Source organism: Nocardioides sp. NPDC023903 (assembly GCF_040639295.1).
GTDB lineage: Bacteria > Actinomycetota > Actinomycetes > Propionibacteriales > Nocardioidaceae > Nocardioides.
Map to the genome: position 1 here is coordinate 113235 of NZ_JBEZZS010000006.1, position 19316 is coordinate 132550.

Annotated in this window: 20 protein-coding genes; 15 read left to right on the top strand and 5 right to left on the bottom strand. The window is 69.0% G+C overall.

Annotated elements, in window-relative coordinates:
• The first annotated feature begins 42 nt into the window (after positions 1–42).
• Complete coding sequence (hemE, locus tag AB0F44_RS09500) at positions 43–1125, top strand: uroporphyrinogen decarboxylase (RefSeq protein WP_357354778.1); 1083 nt, start codon at positions 43–45, stop codon at positions 1123–1125.
• On the opposite strand, the gene AB0F44_RS09505 is transcribed toward hemE, so the two are convergent.
• Positions 1104–2030, bottom strand: a complete 927-nt coding sequence (locus AB0F44_RS09505; RefSeq protein ID WP_357354780.1) for a LysR family transcriptional regulator — start codon at positions 2028–2030, stop codon at positions 1104–1106. The two genes, hemE and AB0F44_RS09505, sit on opposite strands and share 22 nt — an antisense overlap.
• Positions 2031–2175: 145 nt before the next feature.
• On the opposite strand from AB0F44_RS09505, the gene AB0F44_RS09510 reads away from it, so the two are divergent.
• The 8 genes from AB0F44_RS09510 to hemG all read left to right on the top strand — a co-directional run bounded on the left by AB0F44_RS09510 (position 2176) and on the right by hemG (position 10689).
• Positions 2176–3417, top strand: coding sequence for an acyl-CoA dehydrogenase family protein (locus tag AB0F44_RS09510; RefSeq protein ID WP_357354782.1), 1242 nt, complete (start codon positions 2176–2178; stop codon positions 3415–3417).
• Between the two features lie 162 nt (positions 3418–3579).
• Entirely contained in the window at positions 3580–4686 is a 1107-nt protein-coding gene (gene sfnG / locus AB0F44_RS09515; protein ID WP_357354784.1) for a dimethylsulfone monooxygenase SfnG, read from the top strand.
• Positions 4683–5891 (top strand): SfnB family sulfur acquisition oxidoreductase, encoded by a 1209-nt coding sequence (locus AB0F44_RS09520; protein ID WP_357354786.1) that lies wholly within the window; start codon positions 4683–4685, stop codon positions 5889–5891. The genes sfnG and AB0F44_RS09520 overlap by 4 nt, the downstream gene beginning before the upstream one ends.
• A 46-nt stretch (positions 5892–5937) precedes the next feature.
• On the top strand, positions 5938–7086 hold the full coding sequence (locus AB0F44_RS09525) for an LLM class flavin-dependent oxidoreductase (RefSeq protein WP_357354788.1): 1149 nt from the start codon (positions 5938–5940) through the stop codon (positions 7084–7086).
• Between the two features lie 11 nt (positions 7087–7097).
• Positions 7098–8444 (top strand): MFS transporter, encoded by a 1347-nt coding sequence (locus tag AB0F44_RS09530; RefSeq protein ID WP_357354790.1) that lies wholly within the window; start codon positions 7098–7100, stop codon positions 8442–8444.
• Positions 8444–8941, top strand: a complete 498-nt coding sequence (locus AB0F44_RS09535; RefSeq protein ID WP_357354792.1) for a flavin reductase family protein — start codon at positions 8444–8446, stop codon at positions 8939–8941. Before AB0F44_RS09530 ends, AB0F44_RS09535 begins: the two co-directional genes overlap by 1 nt.
• Positions 8942–9057: 116 nt before the next feature.
• Positions 9058–9348: a ribosomal protein L7/L12 gene (locus AB0F44_RS09540; RefSeq protein WP_357354794.1), complete on the top strand. Its 291-nt coding sequence runs from the start codon at positions 9058–9060 to the stop codon at positions 9346–9348.
• A gap of 33 nt (positions 9349–9381) precedes the next feature.
• Complete coding sequence (gene hemG, locus AB0F44_RS09545) at positions 9382–10689, top strand: protoporphyrinogen oxidase (protein WP_357354796.1); 1308 nt, start codon at positions 9382–9384, stop codon at positions 10687–10689.
• Positions 10690–10693: 4 nt separating this feature from the next.
• Here hemG and AB0F44_RS09550 read toward each other — a convergent pair whose 3' ends face one another.
• Positions 10694–11626, bottom strand: a complete 933-nt coding sequence (locus tag AB0F44_RS09550; protein WP_357354798.1) for an alpha/beta hydrolase — start codon at positions 11624–11626, stop codon at positions 10694–10696.
• Between the two features lie 71 nt (positions 11627–11697).
• Between AB0F44_RS09550 and hemQ the strand changes: the two genes are divergently transcribed.
• The 4 genes from hemQ to AB0F44_RS09570 all read left to right on the top strand — a co-directional run bounded on the left by hemQ (position 11698) and on the right by AB0F44_RS09570 (position 14666).
• A complete protein-coding gene (hemQ, locus tag AB0F44_RS09555; protein WP_350660553.1) occupies positions 11698–12417 on the top strand; it encodes a hydrogen peroxide-dependent heme synthase in 720 nt (239 codons plus the stop codon).
• A gap of 159 nt (positions 12418–12576) precedes the next feature.
• Complete coding sequence (locus AB0F44_RS09560; protein WP_357354801.1) at positions 12577–13284, top strand: hypothetical protein; 708 nt, start codon at positions 12577–12579, stop codon at positions 13282–13284.
• Positions 13285–13293: 9 nt separating this feature from the next.
• Positions 13294–13887, top strand: a complete 594-nt coding sequence (locus tag AB0F44_RS09565; RefSeq protein ID WP_357354802.1) for a Tox-REase-5 domain-containing protein — start codon at positions 13294–13296, stop codon at positions 13885–13887.
• A gap of 83 nt (positions 13888–13970) precedes the next feature.
• Positions 13971–14666, top strand: coding sequence for an Imm52 family immunity protein (locus tag AB0F44_RS09570; RefSeq protein ID WP_357354804.1), 696 nt, complete (start codon positions 13971–13973; stop codon positions 14664–14666).
• A gap of 17 nt (positions 14667–14683) precedes the next feature.
• On the opposite strand, the gene AB0F44_RS09575 is transcribed toward AB0F44_RS09570, so the two are convergent.
• Positions 14684–15970 (bottom strand): solute carrier family 23 protein, encoded by a 1287-nt coding sequence (locus tag AB0F44_RS09575; protein WP_357354806.1) that lies wholly within the window; start codon positions 15968–15970, stop codon positions 14684–14686.
• Positions 15971–16073: 103 nt separating this feature from the next.
• On the opposite strand from AB0F44_RS09575, the gene AB0F44_RS09580 reads away from it, so the two are divergent.
• Positions 16074–16844: an LLM class F420-dependent oxidoreductase gene (locus AB0F44_RS09580; RefSeq protein WP_357354808.1), complete on the top strand. Its 771-nt coding sequence runs from the start codon at positions 16074–16076 to the stop codon at positions 16842–16844.
• Positions 16845–16869: 25 nt separating this feature from the next.
• Positions 16870–17694: a hypothetical protein gene (locus tag AB0F44_RS09585; protein WP_357354810.1), complete on the top strand. Its 825-nt coding sequence runs from the start codon at positions 16870–16872 to the stop codon at positions 17692–17694.
• A 4-nt stretch (positions 17695–17698) separates the two neighbouring features.
• Here the strand turns inward: AB0F44_RS09585 and AB0F44_RS09590 are convergent, their stop codons facing one another.
• Entirely contained in the window at positions 17699–18589 is an 891-nt protein-coding gene (locus tag AB0F44_RS09590) for an aminotransferase class IV (protein WP_357354812.1), read from the bottom strand.
• On the bottom strand, positions 18589–19299 hold the full coding sequence (locus AB0F44_RS09595) for an HAD family hydrolase (RefSeq protein WP_357354963.1): 711 nt from the start codon (positions 19297–19299) through the stop codon (positions 18589–18591). The genes AB0F44_RS09590 and AB0F44_RS09595 overlap by 1 nt, the downstream gene beginning before the upstream one ends.
• Positions 19300–19316 lie beyond the last annotated feature (17 nt).

Here is a 19316-nt window from a genome sequence, read left to right on the forward strand (position 1 = left end):
CGCGATGTGCGTACACGCCGCACCGGATGGGACCATTGCCAGGTGGCCGCTGAACACACCTCTGGGAAGACCCCCGACCTGCTCGCATCTTCCCCGTTCCTGCAGGCACTCGCAGGGCAGAAGCCGAGCCGTACGCCGGTGTGGTTCATGCGCCAGGCCGGCCGGTCGCTGCCCGAGTATCTGAAGGTCCGCGAGGGCATCGGCATGCTCGAGTCCTGCCAGGACGCCGACCTGATCACCGAGATCACCCTGCAGCCCGTACGCCGCTACGGGGTCGACGCGGCCATCTTCTTCTCCGACATCGTGCTGCCGCTGAAGGCGGTCGGGGTCGACCTCGACATCAAGCCCGGTGTCGGCCCGGTCATCGCCAACCCGGTGCGCACCCTGGCCGACGTCGAGGCGATCCCGGACCTGACGCCGGAGCACGTCACCTACATCACCGAGGCGGTCCAGAACCTCACCGGTGAGCTGGCGGGCATCAACGGCGGCACCCCGCTGATCGGCTTCGCCGGCGCCCCGTTCACGGTCGCCTCCTACCTGGTCGAGGGCGGCCCCTCGAAGGAGTACGCCAAGACCAAGGCGCTCATGTTCGGTGCCCCCGACGTGTGGGACGCCCTGATGCGCAAGATCGCCGGGATCTCCGGCGCGTTCCTGGAGGTCCAGGTCCGCGCGGGTGCCTCCGCGGTGCAGCTCTTCGACTCCTGGGCCGGCGCCTGCACGCCCGCCGACTACGAGCGCCACGTGCTGCCCTACTCCACCCAGGTGATGACCCGGATCGGCGAGCTCGGCGTCCCGCGGATCCACTTCGGCGTCAACTCCGCCATGCTCCTTCCGCTGATGGGCAGCGCCGGTGCCGAGGTCGTCGGTGTCGACTGGCGTACGCCGCTGGACTGGGCGATCACCCAGCTCGGCGACGACTTCGGAGTCCAGGGCAACCTCGACCCCGCCCTCGTCTTCGCGCCCACCGAGGTGATGCTCGAGCAGGCCGGGAAGATCATCGAGACCGGGCGGCGCGCCAAGAGCCACATCTTCAACCTCGGCCACGGCGTCATCCCGACCACGGACCCCGACCAGCTCGCCCGGCTCACCGAGTTCGTACAGAGCTACGAGCCGGCCGAGGGCTGAGTCGACGGCTGAGAGCGGGCAGCCGTCTCGGCGAGCAGGTCGAGGAGGCTGCGCGCCCCGGAGGTCGTACGTGCGTTGTGCCGTCGGACCGCGACCATCGTCACCCGCGAGCGGTCCCCGGCGAGGGGACGTACGGTGATGTGCCCGCCGGTCTCGCGCGGGTCGCCGACGACGCTGTAGTCCGGCAGCAGGGTCAGTCCGAGGCCCTCGCCGACCATCATCTTGCCCATCTCGGCGCCGTCGGTGGCGTGCCAGTGGTGGGGGAGGTCGCGACCGAAGACGCGGTGGGCGAACCGATACATCAGATAGCCCGAGCGCATGCCGACGAACGGCTCCTCGCGGAGCTCCTCGACGGTGATCTCGTCGCGGGAGGCGAGCGGGTGGCCCGCGGGCAGCACGACGATCGGCCGTCCGTGGAGAAGCACGCTGCCCTCGACCGTCGGCGGCAAATCGTCGCCGTCGAGCAGGTTGACCAGGCCGATGTCGATCGTGCCCTCGACGAGGGCGAGGTAGATGTCCTCCTGCACCATGGTGCGCACCTCGACGCTCGTTCGCGGATGCTCGTCGGCGAATCGCCGCAACGTGGGTAGCAGCACGGTCGAGGTGCCGGCGTGGACGGTGCCGACCCGCACCGAGCTGACCCCGGCGTTCTTGTCGCCGGCGGCCAGGCGGAGGCGGTCGACGGCCTCGAGGACGTCGGCCATGGAGTGCAGCAGGTCCTGGCCCTCGCGGCTGATCCGTGCCCCGGCGCGGCGCCGGTCGAGCAGCGTGACACCGAGCTCGCGCTCGAGCTTGGTGATCGCCTCGCTCAGGGCGGGTTGGGAGATGTGGAGCCGCTCGCTCGCGCGGCGCAGCGAGCCGTACTGGGTCACGGCCGCGATGTACTCCAGCTGCTCGATCCTCACGCTGTCCTCTCGTCGGTCGGTGATCGGTCATCCCGAGCGGGTGATCGGTGATCGCTGGCGTCCAGCCGGCCTCACATCGTCCATTCTTCAGTAACTTGGTCGACTAAAGACGGAAACGTTCACGACGCAAGACTGAGAGGGCGCGATGACAACCGAAGCTGTACGCAACGCCACGGAGTTCGGCGCGGCACCCACGACCTCGGAGGGCTGGGTCGACCGTGCCCGCGAGGTGGCCACCAGGCTCTCCGTGGACGCGGTCGCCCGCGACCGGGCCAACCAGGTTCCGACGTACGAGGTGAACCTGCTCAAGGAGAGCGGCCTGGTCACCCTGCTCGGCCCCGCAGAGCACGGTGGCGCCGGCCAGGACTGGACGACCGCGCTGCGCGTGGTCCGGGCGGTCGCCGCGGGCGACGGCTCGATCGGGCAGCTGCTCGGCTACCACTACCTGTGGGCCTGGGCCGCGCGGCTGGTCGGCACACCGGAGCAGATCGCCGCCGTCGAGCAGCTCTACACCGAGAACAACTTCTTCTTCGGCGGTGCGGTCAACCCGCGCGACGACGACCTGGTGATCAAGGTCGAGGGCGACGAGCTCGTCTTCACCGGCCGCAAGTCGTTCTCGACCGGCGGCAGGATCTCCGACCTGACCGTGCTCGAAGGCGTCATCGAGGGCACCGAGAAGCATGTCTTCGCGATCGTCCCGACCCAGCAGGAGGCGATCGTCTTCGCCGGCGACTGGGACAACCTCGGCCAGCGGCTCACCGAGTCCGGTGGCGTCGAGATCAACGGCGTGCGGGTCCCCTGGGAGTCCGCGGCCGGCTACGTGAAGCAGGAGGACGGGACGTACGACTTCGTTCCGCGGGTCTACAACACGCTCAACGTGCCGATCATCCAGCTCATCTTCACCAACTTCTACCTCGGGATCGCGGAGGGCGCCCTGACGACCGCCGCGACCTACACCCGCGACACCACCCGCGCCTGGCCCTACGCCGGAGACGTCAAGGAGACCGGGAGCGAGGAGTTCTACATCCAGGAGACGTACGGCGACCTCACTTCGAAGCTGTGGGCGGCCCAGGCGCTGGCCGAACGGGCGGCCGGCCTGATCGAGGCCATCAATGCGCACGCCGACGAGGTCACCGAGCAGGAGCGTGGTGAGGCGGCGGTCGTGATCGCGGCGGCCAAGCAGGTCGCGATCGATGCCGGTCTCGAGATCGGCACCAAGGTCTACGACCTCACCGGCGCCCGGGCGACCTCCAACAAGGTCGGCCTGGACATCTTCTGGCGCAACATCCGCACCCACTCGCTGCACGACCCGGTCGCGCACAAGCGGGCCGAGGTGGGCCGCTACGCGCTGCTCGGGGAGATCCCCGCGCCGACCTGGTACACGTGAGCCGGCCTTCGGTGATCAGTAGGGCCTCTCGCCCCGACGCCGCCTGATAGGCGGCACCTATCACGGGATCGGGTCTTCCGGTGGTCCACATCGGAAGATCCGGTCCCGTCGCCTGTTTAATCAGATAAGTTTAGTAGACATTAGCGATCCAAGGAGACCAGCATGACTTCACCGGCAACCGAGCCCCTGAAGTTCGCCTACTGGGTGCCCAACGTCAGCGGCGGCCTCGTGGTGAGCAAGATCGAGCAGCGCACCGACTGGAGCTACGACTACAACAAGAAGCTCGCGCAGCTGGCCGAGAACAACGGCTTCGAGTACGCCCTGTCCCAGGTGCGCTACATGGCCTCCTACGGCGCGGCCTACCAGCACGAGTCCACCTCGTTCTCCCTCGCGCTGCTGCTGGCCACCGAGCGGCTCAAGGTGATCGCCGCCGTCCACCCGGGGCTCTGGCAGCCCGGCGTACTCGCCAAGTTCCTGGCCACCGCCGACCACATCTCCGGCGGGCGCGCGGCCGTGAACGTCGTCTCGGGCTGGTTCAAGAACGAGTTCACCCAGCTCGGCGAGCCGTGGCTCGAGCACGGCGAGCGCTACCGCCGCTCGGAGGAGTTCATCCGCTACCTCCGCGAGATCTGGACGAGCGACGCCGCCGAGCTCAACGGCGACTTCTACCGGCTGCACGACTTCGACCTGAAGCCGAAGCCGCTGGCCTGCGAGGGCCGTCCGCACCCGGAGATCTTCCAGGGCGGCAACTCCTCCGACGCCAAGGCGATGGCCGGCCGCGTCTCGGACTGGTACTTCGCCAACGGCAACACCCCCGAGGGCCTCGCCGCACAGATTCAGGACGTCAACGCGGTCGCCGGGCCGCTGGGACGCCGGGTCCGGTTCGGGATCAACGGCTTCATCGTCGCCCGCGACACCGAGAAGGAGGCGCACGACACCCTCAGGGAGATCATCGACAAGGCCGATCGTGAGGCCGTCGAGGGCTTCGGCTCCGCGGTCAAGCAGGCCGGGCAGTCGACCGGCGACAAGACCGGGATGTGGCAGGACTCCAGCTTCGAGGACCTGGTGCAGTACAACGACGGCTTCCGGACCGGCCTGATCGGCACGCCCGAGCAGGTCGCCGAGCGGATCGTCGAGCTCAAGAGGGCCGGCGCCGACCTGATCCTCGGCGGCTTCCTGCACTACCTCGAGGACGTCGAGTACTTCGGCCAGCGCGTCCTGCCGATCGTGCGCGAGCTCGAGGCGCAGCAGCTGGAGCCCGTGGCTTGAGCACGACGGAGATCGCCCGACTCGATGCCGAGACCGCGCCGCTGGTGGCGCGGCGGCTGGCCGACGAGCTCGCGCTCGGCGACGGCGGACGCGACCGGGTCAGGGCGCTGCCCTACGACCAGGTCAAGGCGTACGCCGCCGCCGGGCTCGGCGCGCTCACCGTCCCGCTCGAGTTCGGCGGTCCGGCGCTCCCGGCCACGATCGTGGCGGAGGTGTTTCGGCTGGTCTCGTGGGGTGATCCCAACGTCGGCCAGGTCCCGCACAGCCACTTCGTCTTCCTCAACCAGCTCCGGCTGAACGGCACCCGCGAGCAGCAGCAGCGGATCTACAGCGAAGTGCGGGCCGGGGCGCTGGTCGCCAACGCGCAGTCGGAGTTCGGCACCAAGCACGTTCGCGACATCCGTACGACCCTCACGCCCGCTCGGGAGGAGGGGGAGTGGCTGCTGAACGGCGAGAAGTTCTACTGCACCGGCTCGCTCTTCGCCGACTATCTCGCCGTGCTCGCGCGGCGTGACGTCGACGGACCACTGCAGGTCGCGTGGGTCCGCACGGAGACTCCCGGCGTCGAGATCGTCGACGACTGGGACGCCGTCGGGCAGCGTACGACCGGGTCCGGCACGGTGCGCCTCACCGACGTCGCCGTGGCCGAGGAGTGGGTGACGCCGTTCTCCGTCACGTTCGACGTACCGACGACCTACGGCGCCTTCGCGCAGCTGCTGCACGCGGCCATCGACGCCGGGATCGCCCGGCGCGCGCTGGACGAGGCCTCCGAGTTTGTACGCACGAAGTCCCGTCCCTACGCCGACGCCGTCGCGCTCGCCGGGGTCGAGACGGCTGCGCAGGACCCGCTGGTCGTCCAAGCCTTCGGCGAGATGGAGCTGGCCGTACGCAGCGCCGAAGCGCTCCTCGCCGAGGCGGCGCGACGCGTGGATGAGGCCGACGCGGACCTGACCGAGGCATCGGCCGCGGAGGCGAGCCTGGCCGTGGCGGCTGCCCGCGCGTCGACGGCGAAGGTGTCGGTCGACGTCGCCAGTCGGCTGCTCGAGGTCTCTGGCACCCGGGCGGCGCTGACGTCCACCAACCTCGACCGCCACTGGCGCAACGCGCGCACCCACACCCTCCACGACCCGGCCGCCTGGAAGGTCCAGCACCTCGGGCGCTGGGCCGTCGACGGCACACCGCCACCACGGCACGGGCAGATCTGACACATCCCCACACATCCCCACACATCCCACTCGAAAGGCAGCAGCGATGAGCACCCTCAAGTTCCACTGGTTCCTCCCGACCAACGGCGGCGACGGCCGTCATGTGATCGGCGGCGGCCACGGCGTCAGCGCGCTGGCGTCGGGCCGGCCGGCGACGGTGCCCTACCTCGGCCAGATCGCCCGCAGCGCCGAGCAGCTCGGCTTCGAGGCGGCGCTGACGCCGACCGGCGCCTGGTGCGAGGACGCCTGGGTGACGACCGCGATGCTCAGCTCCCTCTCGGAGCGGCTGAAGTTCCTCGTCGCCTTCCGGCCCGACTCGGTCTCGCCCTACCTGGCCGCGCAGATGGCGGGCACCTTCCAGAACCTGTCCGGGCAGCGGCTGCTCCTCAACGTCGTCACCGGAGGTGAGGACCACGAGCAGCGGATGTACGGCGACTTCTTGTCCAAGGACGAGCGGTACGAGCGGTGCGGGGAGTTCCTGCACATCGTCCGCCGGCTGTGGGCGGGGGAGACGGTGACCTTCTCCGGGGCGCATCTCTCGGTGGAGAACGCGCGCCTCGAGCAGCGGCCGACGCCGGTCCCGGACGTCTACTTCGGCGGCTCCTCGCCTGCCGCCCTGGAGGTCGCCGCCGACTACGCCGACGTCTACCTGACCTGGGGCGAGCCGCCGGCCGCGGTCGCGGAGAAAGTCGCGAAGGTCCAGAAGCTCGCCGCCGACCGCGGGCGAGAGCTCCGCTTCGGCATCCGGCTGCACTCGATCGCCCGCGAGACCTCGTCGGCCGCGTGGGCGGAGGCAGACCGGCTGCTGGAGAACATCTCGGACGAGGACATCGCGCGGGTCCAGGCAGGGCTCTCCCGCAGCGTCTCGGAGGGTCAACGGCGGATGCTGGAGCTCAACCAGGGCTCGCGCGACGGGCTCGAGGTCTACCCCAACCTGTGGGCGGGCGTCGGCCTGGTCCGCGGTGGTGCCGGGACCGCGCTGGTCGGCTCCTACACCGAGATCGCCGACCTGATCGAGGCCTACCACTCCGTCGGGATCTCCGAGTTCGTGCTCTCCGGCTATCCGCACCTGGAGGAGTCCTACTGGTTCGGCGAGGGCGTGCTGCCCGAGCTCGCGCGTCGGGGCCTGTGGTCCCATCCCGCTCCTGTCGCCGGCCGCGGGGCAGCGGTGCCCTTCGGTGCCGCGGCCCAGTAGGGAGGATCCGGATGTCTGCTGTCACCGCCAAGGGCACCGCCAATCCGAAGCGGGTCGCGCTCGCGGCCTCGGTCGGCGCCACCATCGAGTGGTACGACTTCTTCCTCTACGGCACCGCCGCCGGCCTCGTCTTCGACAAGCTCTACTTCAACGGGCTCAGCGGCACCGCGGCGACCTTCGCCTCCTTCGGCACCTTCGCCGTGGGGTTCCTGGCCCGCCCGGTCGGAGGGCTGATCTTCGGCCACTTCGGCGACCGGATCGGTCGCAAGACCATGCTGATCTGGACGCTCGTGATCATGGGAGTGGGTACGTCGCTGGTCGGGCTGCTCCCGACGTACGACTCCATCGGGGTGCTGGCTCCGATCGCGCTCGTGGTGCTCCGGATCCTGCAGGGCATCGGCGTCGGTGGTGAGTACGGCGGCGCCGTGCTGCTGGCCACCGAGTACGCACCAGCCGGGCGCCGCGGGTTCTACGGCAGCTTCGCGCACATCGGCGTCCCGGGTGGGCTGGTGCTCGCCTCCGGGGCGTTCGCGGTGGCGTCGCAGCTGCCCGACGAGGCGTTCCTGGCGTGGGGATGGCGGGTCTGCTTCCTGATCTCGATCGTGCTGCTCGCCATCGGCGCCTGGATCCGGCTCTCGATCATGGAGACGCCTTCGTTTCAAGAGGTGCAGGCCGAGAAGAAGGTGTCCAAGCTGCCGGTCGGGGAGCTCTTCCGGCGTCAGCCGCGCACGCTGCTGCTCGGGATGGGGACCCGGTTCGTGGAGGGGTTCACGTACAACCTCTACTCGGTCTTCCTGCTCTCGTACGCGGTGGCGGATGCGGGCCTGAGCCGGTCGGTGGTGCTCAACGCGATCATGGCCGGCGCGCTGCTGGGTGTGGTCATGACCGTCGTCTCCGGAGCGCTGAGCGATCGGTTCGGTCGGCGGCCGGTCTACACGGTCGGGGCCGTGCTGGGGCTGGTGATCGCCTTCCCGGTCGCGGCCGCGGTGCAGTCCGGTGCGGTGGTGCCGTCGGTGGCGGCCTTCGTCGGTGGGCTCGGTTTGGTCTACGGCACCGTCTACGGGCCGCTGGCGGCGTTCTGGAGCGAGCTGTTCGACACCCGCTACCGGTTCTCCGCGCTCAACGCGCTCTACCAGATCTCAGGAGTGGTGGCCTCCGGGCTGACGCCGCTGATCGCGGCCGGCCTGGTGGCGCTCTCCGATGACCGCTCGCTGTGGTGGGTGGCCGGCTACAACGTCGTGGTCGCCGTGATCAGTCTGACCTGCATGTGGCTGCTGCCGGAGACCCGTGGCGAGAGGCTGCGGGACACGGCCGTCGACGAGGCGCGGGCTGTGCCCGCGAGAGAGGTGGTGGCGTGATGACCGGTCCGCTGCGTACGAATCAGGATCTCGACCCAGCCGCGTTGCGGCAGGCCTTCGGGGTCTTCCCCAGCGGGGTGGTGGCGGTCGCCGCGGTGGTCGACGGCCGTCCCGTCGGACTGGCCGCGTCGTCGTTCACCTCGGTGTCCCTGGACCCGCCGCTGGTCTCCTTCTCCGTGGCCCGGACCTCGAAGACCTGGCCCGACCTGCGGCGCTCCTCGCACCTGGGTGTCACCGTCCTCGCCGAACACCATGGCGAGGTCTGCCGCCAGCTCGCCGGCCCCGTCGACTCCCGCTTCGACGGCCTCGTCGTCAGCTCGTCACTCGACGGAGCCCTCACCCTCGACGAGGGCCTCGCGCAGTTCGACTGCACCGTCTACCGCGAGGTCGAGGCCGGCGACCACATCGTCGTACTCCTCCAGCTCCACGCCGCCGACCACGGCGCCGGCCAGCCCCTCGTCTTCCACCGCTCCAACTTCGGAAAGCTGGCCAGCTGACCCCCTCCCGCCGAGACGTCAGGTACGTCGGCCGAGACGGCACTTACGTCGGCCGAGTGGGCACTTCGGTGCCATCTCGGCCGACGGGGGTGACGCCTCGGCACTAGGGTGCGGCTGTGGATACCTTCGGAGTCGTAACCCTCGTCGGTCTGATCCTGCTCTACTTCGTGATCGAGTCGTCGGCGAGCAGAACTCGAGCGCAGGTCACCCGCCGGCTCGACAGGCTCGAGGACAAGGTTGACCTGCTGCTGAAGCAGGCGGGACTGGAGGAGCCGCCGGCGCCGCGCCAGGACGAGGTCGTCGCGCTGGCGCGCGCGGGCAAGAAGATCGAGGCCATCAAGGTCTACCGGGAGGCGACCGGTGCGGGGCTGCTCGAGGCCAAGGAAGCGGTCGAGCGGCTCACCTGATCCAGGCGATCGGGGGGATGCGAGACTTCTCCTGTGCGTGTCATCGTCGTCGGAGCAGGGATCGCCGGGCTGACCGCGGCCCGCGATCTGTCGCTGAAGGGCCACCGGGTCACGGTGCTGGAGGCATCCGACCGGGTCGGGGGAAAGATCCGCGGGGAGTCCGTGGCCGGGCAGACGGTCGACGTCGGCGCCGAGGCGATGCTCAACCGCCGGCCCGAGGGCGTATCCCTGGCTCGTGAGCTCGGCCTCGACGTGGTCCACCCGACCGACGCGAAGTCCTCGATCTGGTCGCGCGGTGCGCTGCGGCCGATTCCGCGGTCGATCATGGGTGTACCCCTCGACCTGGCCGCGCTGGAGTCATCGGGTCTTCTCTCGGAGGAGACCCTGGAGGTCGTACGCCGCGAACCCACGCTCCCACCTGCGAAGACGGACGAGGACATCTCGGTCGGTGACTTCATCGCCGCACGCTTCGGCGACGAGACGGCCGATCGGCTGGCGGACCCGCTGCTCGCGGGTGTCTACGCAGGCCACGCCCGCGCGATCTCGGTGAAGGCGGCCGCCCCGCAGCTCTTCATGCTGGCCGAGAAGGGGTCGCTGCTGGAGGCCGCCGCCGCGCTCCCGAGCTCGACGGTCCCGGTGTTCGCCGGAATCGACGGCGGCATGTCCCGGTTGCCCGCGTTCCTCGCCGAGGGCCTCGACATCCGGCTCGACACCCCCGTCGACACCGTCACCAGGACCCCGCAGGGTTTCCTGATCGAGAGCGGCGGCGAGGTGGAGGCCGCAGATGCCGTCGTGGTCGCGACCCCCGCTCCGGTCGCCACGAAGCTGCTCCGCTCGACCGCTCCTTCGGTCGCGCGCGAGCTGTCCGGGATCGAGACCGCGAGCGTCGCCGTGGTGACCTTCGCCTTCTCTGACCTCCCCGCGGAGCTGGCCGGCAGGTCCGGATTCCTCGTCCCACCCGTCGAGGACTGCGCGATCAAGGCCTCCACCTTCTCCTTTGCGAAGTGGGCCTGGGTGGGGGAGCGCGGCAACTACCTGCGTACCTCCATCGGACGCCACGGCGAGCCACCCTCTGACGACGACGACCGGCTCGTCGCCGACTCCCTGGCTGCCCTGGAGCAGATCGCCGGCATCACCGCCAGGCCGACCGACGTGCACGTCCAGCGCTGGACCGACGCCCTCCCGCAGTATCCGGTCGGCCACCTCGACCGCGTCGCCCGCATCCGCCAAGGGCTCCGGGGCGTGCCAGGCCTGGCCCTCGCCGGGGCCTCCTACGACGGCGTCGGGATTCCCGCCACGATCGGCTCAGCTCATCGCGCCGCGGCCGACATCGCCCCGTGAGGGCCTACCAGGAGCGTTCGCGCAGGAACTCGATGATCCCGTCGAGAGCCTCTCGGGCGGCCGGCGCGACGCCGGGGAGCGCCATGAACCCGTGGAACGCGGTGTCGTAGTCCACGAGGGAGACGGAGGTCCCGGCAGCACGGAGGGCATCGGCATACCGCGTGCCGTGGTCGCGGATCGGATCGTGCAGCGCCGTGATGATGTGCGCCTGCGGCAGGTCGGCGTGCGACGCAGCACGCAGGGGAGAGGCCTGCCAGGACTCGTCCCCGTAGCGCTCGCCCATGTAGAGGTGGCCGAACGTGCTCATCTGCGTCGAGGTGAGCACCGGTCCGTTGGCGTTGGCCGCCTCGGAGGGGAACTTCTCGTACATCTCCACCGCCGGATAGATCAGCACCTGCGCACCGATGGCGGGACCGCCCGCGTCGCGTGCCATCAGGGAGACCACGGCCGCCAGGTTGCCGCCGGCGCTGTCGCCCATCACCGCGATCCGGGACGGGTCTCCGCCCAGGTCAGCGGCGTGTTTGGCGACCCACTCCACGGTCGCCCAGGCGTCCTCGACGGCAGCCGGGAACGGATGCTCCGGCGCCAGTCGGTAGGACGGCGCGACCACGATCGCCCCGGTCCCCGCGGCCACGTGCGAGGAGACCCACGCGCTCTGCTCCGGCGTCCCGAGACACCAGCCGCCGCCGTGGAAGTTGATGACGACCGGCGCAGACTCGCTGACGTCATGAGGCGTGTAGATCGCGAAACGGCGCCCGTCGACGTACGTCTCCTTGATCTCGACATCCGCGGGACGGCCGAAGAGGAACGCGGTGACCGGCCCGGTGCGGAGCCCCTCGCGCTGAGCGCGCAGGGCGATCATCTCCTCGGCGTTCAGCGGTGTCTTGACCAGGCGCTCCTGGAGGAAGGCGAAGATGCGGGTACGCAGCGGCAGCATGCCCACACCCTAGAGGCCGGACGATGGAGCCCGGAGGCGATCGGCGAACGGCCGTAGCGCAAAATGGGGGCATGACCGACCCGCAGGCCGACATCAAGTCAAACGCAGCCAAGATCAACGAGCTCAACGACACGATCCGCTACACGATGTGGTCGGTCTTCTCCCTCGAGGAGACCCTCGGCGACGCCGACCGCAAGGCCGAGGCGGTCGAGGTCGAGGAGCTCTTCGCCGCCTTCGCGGGCGAGGACATCGTGGTGCGCGGCACCTACGACGTGGCCGGCCTGCGTGCCGACGCCGACGTGATGTTCTGGCTGCACGCTGAGTCCTCCGACAAGCTCCAGTCGGCCTACCACCGCCTGCGCCGCACCGCCTTCGGTGGCCGGCTCGTGCCGGTCTGGTCGCAGATGGCGCTGCACCGTCCCGCCGAGTTCAACCGGAGCCACCTGCCCGCCTTCCTCGCCGACGAGCGCACCCACGACTACGTCGCGGTCTACCCGTTCATCCGCTCCTACGAGTGGTACCTCCTCGACGACAAGGAGCGCCGCCGCCTCCTCGCCGAGCACGGCCAGATGGCCCGCGACTACCCGGACGTACGGGCCAACACCGTCCCGTCCTTCGCCCTCGGTGACTACGAGTGGATGCTGGCCTTCGAGGCCGACGACCTCTCCCGCATCGTCGACCTGATGCGCCACCTCCGCGGCTCCGAGACCCGCCGTCACGTACGCGAGGAGGTGCCTTTCTACACCGGCGCCCGCGTCGAGATCGGCGACCTCCTGGAGCGCCTTCCCTGACGCTTGCCTGATCGGTCGGAAGATCTCGTAAATTCGCTGTCCGGCCCTGTACGTCTCCACTAGCCTTTCCCGTCGCGGTGGCCGTTCTCGGGTTCGTGTGCCGATCCCGTCACGTCTGCTGAGACATCCACGTGACCTTGGGAGGGCAGAGACGTGGGGATGACCATCCCTGGGGAGTTGGACTTCGTTCTCGACCTGCTCGGCTATGAATGGCCGAACGTCGACGAAGACGCGGTCAGCGATGCCGCGCAGCTGCTGCGCGGCCTGGAATCGGACCTGCGCACCACGCTCGATGAGCTGGAGATGCGGGTCAACGAGCTCGGTGACGGTGCGAAGGCACAGTCGGTGAATGCGCTGATCAGGGCATGGACGGACAACCGCACGGCCAACATGGACGCCGTGCTCGACGCGCTGCCAGAGGTTGCGAACGGGATCGATCTGCTCGCTGATGCGATCGTCGGGCTGAAGATGAAGGTGATCGCCGAGCTGACGATCACCGCGGCGCAGATCGCGGCAGCGGCGGCAACCGCCGTGGTCACGGGAGGCCTCAGCGTGGTCGGCAACGCAGCGCTCATCGCCGCCCGCAAGAAGGCGCTCGACATCGCCACCGACATCGCGATGGACGAGGTGATCGGCCAGGTCGCGAGCATGGTGATCGAGCCGCTGACCGGAACGATCACCGAACTCGCCATGTCGATCGCAGAGGCTCCGATCGTGACCGACGGAGAGGCGACGGCGGGGACCCAGCTCAGCTACGACCTGATGGAGCAGATCGCCACGGCGCTCAGCGACTGCGGCGCCGACCAGTACGACCTGTGCGCGACCTTCGCCGCCGACGTGTCCGCCCTTCCCCTCTTCGCTTCTTAGGAGACAGCTATGGCCAAGCAGATCGGCGACGTCGCCAAGGAAGCCCTCGAGAAGGCGGGCGAGGTCCTCACCGAGGTCGGGGATTCGCTCAAGAAGAACGCTGACGACGTCGCCGAGGACATCCGGAAGCAGGCGGAGGCTCGTCGTGAGCTGGACGGCAGGTTGGGCCCCGGCGAGTGGAAGCCCGTCAATCGGAACCACAAGTTTCTCGAGCAGAAACTCGGCGCCGAGTTCGAGCGCCAGGTGACCGGCAAGGACGACGGGCTGGAATTCTGTCTTCGTGGATCGATGGACAACGAGGTCAAGTTCGACGGAGTTCTCGACGGCAAGCTGATCGAGACAAAACACGGTTACGGGAAGATGATCGACTCGTGGGGATATCCCAACGGTGCCAAGGAAAAGGACTGGCTCGATCAGGCCCTACGGCAGGTAGATGCGGCGGGCGACACGCCAGTTGAGTGGGTCTTCTCGAACAAAGAGGCCATGGAAGCGGCGCGGACCCTCTTTGAGGACTTCGACTTGCCTATTTCGGTGAGGCACCAGGACTTCGTCAACCCGCCGAGTGAATGGGACGGCTGGAATTCGCCGAAGAGCAATGGATAGGTCTTATTTCGTCACGATGGCGAGCGGGCGGAGCTCGAGGGTGACGGCCGATACGAAGAGGGAGCGGTGATACGGTCATGAGCGTGGATGAAGAGCTGATTGCGCGCGGATTCTGGGGGCCACGCCAGGAGACCCCTGAGCAGGTTGCCCAAGAGCTGGGCGCATTCCTTGCCGGCCTGGATGAGGTCTTCGGCGAGAAGATCTCGTGGTCCTCACCCGCGATGCCGGGAATGCCGCTTGGAGAGCCGGATAGCGCCCTGAAGGCGATCTCCGACGCGTTTCGTGAGAATACGGACGCTCCGAATCTTGGGATCAGCCAGGCTTATCGGGGGCGCGGAAATCGAGTCATGGTGGCTATCACCTTGATAGTCGGCGGATATACCGAGTCTGCAAAGGTGCGCAACAGTATCGTCGTGAAATGGCGAGGTGCCGATGTCGCGCCATTCGCCGCTCCGGTGCTTCGTCAGCTCGCCTCTGCCTGGGACCCGGATTGGGCCGCCGTGACCTCGAGGTCGCTCAACGAGGCTCTCGCCGAGGTGCAGCCTGTCGGAAAGCCGGGGCCGAAGTTCGGATACCTGAACTACCTCTCCGAGGGGAGGGCGCTGGCTCTGCCGGGTGGCATGGACAAGCACCTCGAGAAGCTCGACAACGGCGGCGTCGTCATCGGGTCGGGTGAGGGCGATGGCTTCCTGTCCGTGGAGAAGGTCACAGAGTTCGCCAAGGTGCTCCGGCTCAGCGCCGCCTTCTCCCCGACGCCGACCGATCGCAGCAAGCTCTGAGCAAGCCCTGAGTCGGCTCAGCGGCGGCCTCGCAGACGCGCCAGGGCGCTCATCCCGTGGTAGATCACGACCGCGGCGATGGTGCCCAGAGCGATTCCGGTGAAGGTGAGGTCGCCGAAGGTCAGGGTGAGGTTGCCGATGCCGATGACCAGGGCGACGGCGGCGGTGAACTGGTTGACCGGGTCGGCGAAGTCGACCCGGTTGTCCAGCCAGATCCGGATGCCGATCAGGCCGATCAGGCCGTAGAGCGCGACGGTGATCCCGCCTAGCACGCCGGCAGGGATCGTGTTCAGGAGCGCCCCGAACTTGGGCGACAGTGACAGCAGGATCGCCACGACACCGGCGACCCAATAGGCCGCGGTCGAGAAGACGCGGGTCGCGGTCATGACGCCGATGTTCTCGCCGTACGTCGTGGTCGCCGAGCCGCCGAAGCCACCGGCGATGGTGGTGGCGAGGCCATCGGCGAAGAGGGCCCGGCCGGTCTCGCGGTTGATGCTGTCGTCGCCGGCGAGGTGGGCGACGCTGCGTACGTGGCCGACGTTCTCGGCGACGAGGACGAGCACGACCGGCAGGAACATCGGCACGACCGACCAGGACACGGTCGGCGTGGAGAAGTCAGGGAGCCCGAACCAGGCGGCCTCCTGGAACGCCGAGGTGTCGATCTGGCCCATGATCAGCGCGGCGATGTAGCCCACGACGACACCGACCAGGATCGAGAGCCGGGCGATCAGCCCGCGGAAGGCGACCGCGACGACCAGCACGGTGGCCAGGGTGATCGCGGCGACCAGCACGGCGCCGTTGTCGGGATTGGCCGGGTCACCGCCGACGACGTTGTTGGTCGCGGCCGAGGCCAGGTTGAGACCGATCAGCGCGACGATCGCACCGGTCACCACCGGCGGCATCAGCGCCTCGATCCAGCCGGTGCCGGTGACCATCACGATCACGCCGACCAGCGCCAGCAGCGCACCGGTGACCATGATGCCGAAGAGCGCCGACCCCATCCCACCGCCGCCCATCGCGGCACCGATCGGCGCGATGAAGGCGAACGAGGAGCCGAGGTAGCTGGGCAGCCGGTTGCGCGTGATGAGCAGAAACAGCAGCGTGCCGATGCCGGAGAAGAAGAGCGTCGTGGTCGGCGGGAAGCCGGTCAGCAATGGCACCAGGAATGTGGCGCCGAACATCGCGACCACGTGCTGGCCGCCGAAGCCGATCGTCCGGGGCCAGCTCAACCGTTCCCCGGGCTTGGCGATCGCCCCCTCGCGTACGTTCTTGCCGTCATCGTGCAGATCCCAGCCGAGTCGCATCCAGCACCTTCTTCAGCTCTCATACGGCGCCGTTCGCCGCGTGCCGAACGATAGGGCCGATTCGCGCGGGGACGGAAGCCAGGCACTCCGTAGGGTTGGACACATGACGATCCGTATCGGAGTCCAGATCCAGCCCCAGCACGCCGACTACGCCCAGATCCGCGATGCCGCCCGCCGCGCGGAGGAGATCGGCGTCGACATCCTCTTCAACTGGGACCACTTCTACCCGCTCTACGGCGAGCCCGACGGCAAGCACTTCGAGGCCTGGACCATGCTCGCGGCCTGGGCCGAGCAGACCACGCGCGCCGAGATCGGCTGCCTGGTGACCTGCAACTCCTACCGCAACCCCGAGCTCCTCGCAGACATGGCTCGGACCGTCGACCACATCTCCGATGGCCGGCTGGTGTTCGGGATCGGCTCGGGCTGGTTCGAGAGGGACTACACCGAGTACGGCTACGACTTCGGCACCGCCGGCTCGCGCCTCGACGCGCTCGGCGAGGCGCTCCCGCGCATCGAGAAGCGGTGGTCCGAGCTCAACCCCGCGCCCACCCGGAAGATCCCCGTCATGATCGGTGGCGGCGGGGAGAAGAAGACCCTGAAGTACGTCGCGAAGCACGCCGACATCTGGCACTCCTTCTCCGACGTGGCAACCCTGGAGCGCAAGCGCGGCGTGCTCGCCGGCCACTGCGAGGTGATCGGCCGCGACGTGAACGAGATCGAGATCTCGACCGCAGCCGACAGCTCGGAGGCCGCCAAGCCGCTCTACGACGCCGGTGCCCGGCTGTTCACCTACGGCGTCAACGGCCCTGACTACGACCTCAAGCCGCTGGAGGACCTCGTCGCCTGGCGTGACAGCCAGTCGAGTGCAACCTGAGTCCCACCTCGGCCGTATACAGGTCATGTGGCGATATGGGTGGGTGCTGCTCCTCGTGGCGGCGAGCGCGTGTGGGAACAACGACCAGGTGCTCGACCCTGCCGCAGGGAGCGGCACCGTCCGCTCCACGGGCACCGTGACGGTGCTCGACGACGGCGGTGGGCCGCAGCTGTGCCTCGGGGCGATCCAGGAGTCGATGCCGCCACAGTGCGAGGGGCTCGAGGTGACCGGCTGGGACTGGGCCGACCATCCCGAGCACGAGGAGGCCGGAGGCACGCGCTGGGGCGACTTCCAGGTCACCGGCACCCTCGATGACACGACGTTCGCCGTGACCGAGGCGGTGCCGGCCGACGACGCGTCGGTTCCGCCGGCAGAGGAGGTCGTCGACTTCAGCAGCCCGTGCCCCGAGCCCGAGGGCGGCTGGAAGGTGATCGACCCTGAGCGGACCACGATGGAGACCCAGGACGCGACCGTGTCCGCCGCGCACCGGTTGCCTGGCTTCACCGACCTGTGGCTCGACCAGACTCGGGTGGCGCAACCGATGAACGACCCGCGCAAGCTCATCCTCAACGTACGCGTCACCGGTGATCCTGCCGCGGCCGAGAAGGAGCTGCGCAAGACCTGGGGCGGGATGCTCTGCGTCTCGCGCGCGACCGTGTCGAAGGAGGAGCTCGCCGATATCCAGGACGAGCTCGAGGACCAGCCGCACTACCTCGGCAGCGGTCTGTCCCGTGGTGTCGTCCACCTGCGGGTGCTGCTCGACGACGGCAGTCTCCAGCAGCGCCTCGACGAGACGTACGGCAAGGGCACGGTCATCCTCGAGAGCGCCCTCTTCGAGCCGGTCGGCTGAGGCGTCAGGCGACGACCGTCCCCGTCGTCGCCTGCAGGTCCGCGTACGCCTTCGAGAGCTGCTGCGTCATCGGCCCGCGCTCGATCGGACGACCGTCGAGGGAGACCACCGGGGTGAGCCCGCCCATCGTGCCGGTGACGAAGGCCTCGTCGGCCGTGTGGGCGTCGGTGAGCGAGAAGTCGCCGACGTCCACCGGCAGGCCCAGCTCGGCCGCGAGGTCGAGAACCGTGGCGCGGGTGATCCCCTCGGGGCACGCACGGGTCGTCGAGGTGCGGAGCACCCCGTCGCGTACGTGGAAGAAGTGGGTCGCGTTGGTCTCGGCGATGAAGCCGGCGTCGTCGAGCATCAGCGCGTCGTCCGCGCCCGCGTTGTTGGCCTCGACCTTGGCCAGGATCGAGGGGATCAGGTTGTTGTGATGGATCTTCGGGTCGAGCATGTCGGCGCGCGGGCGGCGCTGGGCCGCGGTGATCAGCGTGATCCCCGAGTCGTCGTAGACCGGCGACTTGAACTCGGCCAGCACGATCAGCGTCGGACCCGACTGGTTGAGCCGCGGGTCCATGCCGGAGGTGACCTTCACCCCGCGCGAGAGCGTGAGCCTGATGTGGACGTCGTCGCGCATCTCGTTGGCGGCCAGGCACTCCCGGATCGCCTCGGTCATGAACGCATCGGAGGGGATGTCCGAGAAGGCGAGAGCCCGCGCCGAGCGGCGCAGCCGCTGCAGGTGCTCGTCGAGCTTGAAGATGCGTCCCTGGGTGAGCCGCAGGCCCTCCCAGACGCCGTCGCCGCCCTGGGCGAGCGAGTCGAACGGCGAGATCCGCGCCTCCAGGCGGTGGCTGAGCTCACCGTTGATCCAGACCTGGAGGTGGTCGTTGCGGGGGTCGTAGGTCTGCAGCATCAGTCGCCGTTCTTGATATCGGGAGCCATGACATAGGGGGCGAGGCGATCGTAGTAGGGCAGGCAGCGCTCCAGCAGCGGCGCCAGGCGCGAGGGCAGCGGGTCGGATGCGCCGGGGGAGGAGGCCGCGAACCCGGTCGACGCCCACACCCCGGAATACCAGTGCGGGGCCCACACGCCGTCGGAGTCGCGCCGGCCGGCCGGCCACGACAGCATCGCCTCGTCGAAGCCGATCCCCAACGCCTCGCACAGCCCGAGGAGAGCCGCCCGCGGCGAGGCCAGAATCGAGGCGGCATCGACCACCGGCCCGCCGAACTCCTCGAAGAGCGCCACCTGCTGCGGCAGCCCGAGGTCCTCCAGCGTCGGCTCCTCGCGGACCTTGGCGTACGAGGTCAGCACCCGCTCCGGGTCCCGGACCAGGAACGCGTGTGAGAGCCCGGCGAAGGCGCCGTGGTCCATCTCCGGGAGCAGGTGATGGGTCATGTGCTTCTGGTACTGCACCGCCGAGCCGACCGGTCCGGACGTGATCTCCTTGGCCACGACCCGCCAGTCGTTCGGCTGGGAGGCGAGCACGTCGTCACGGCCCGGATGATCGAGGCCCGTGGACGCGAGGTAGGCGGCGTACAGCGGCTCGTCGAGGACCGTGCAGTCCGGCCGGTTCTCGAACGAGCGCATCAACGCCGTGGATAGGTTTCTCGGTCCTGACCACATCGCGATCCGCACAGTCA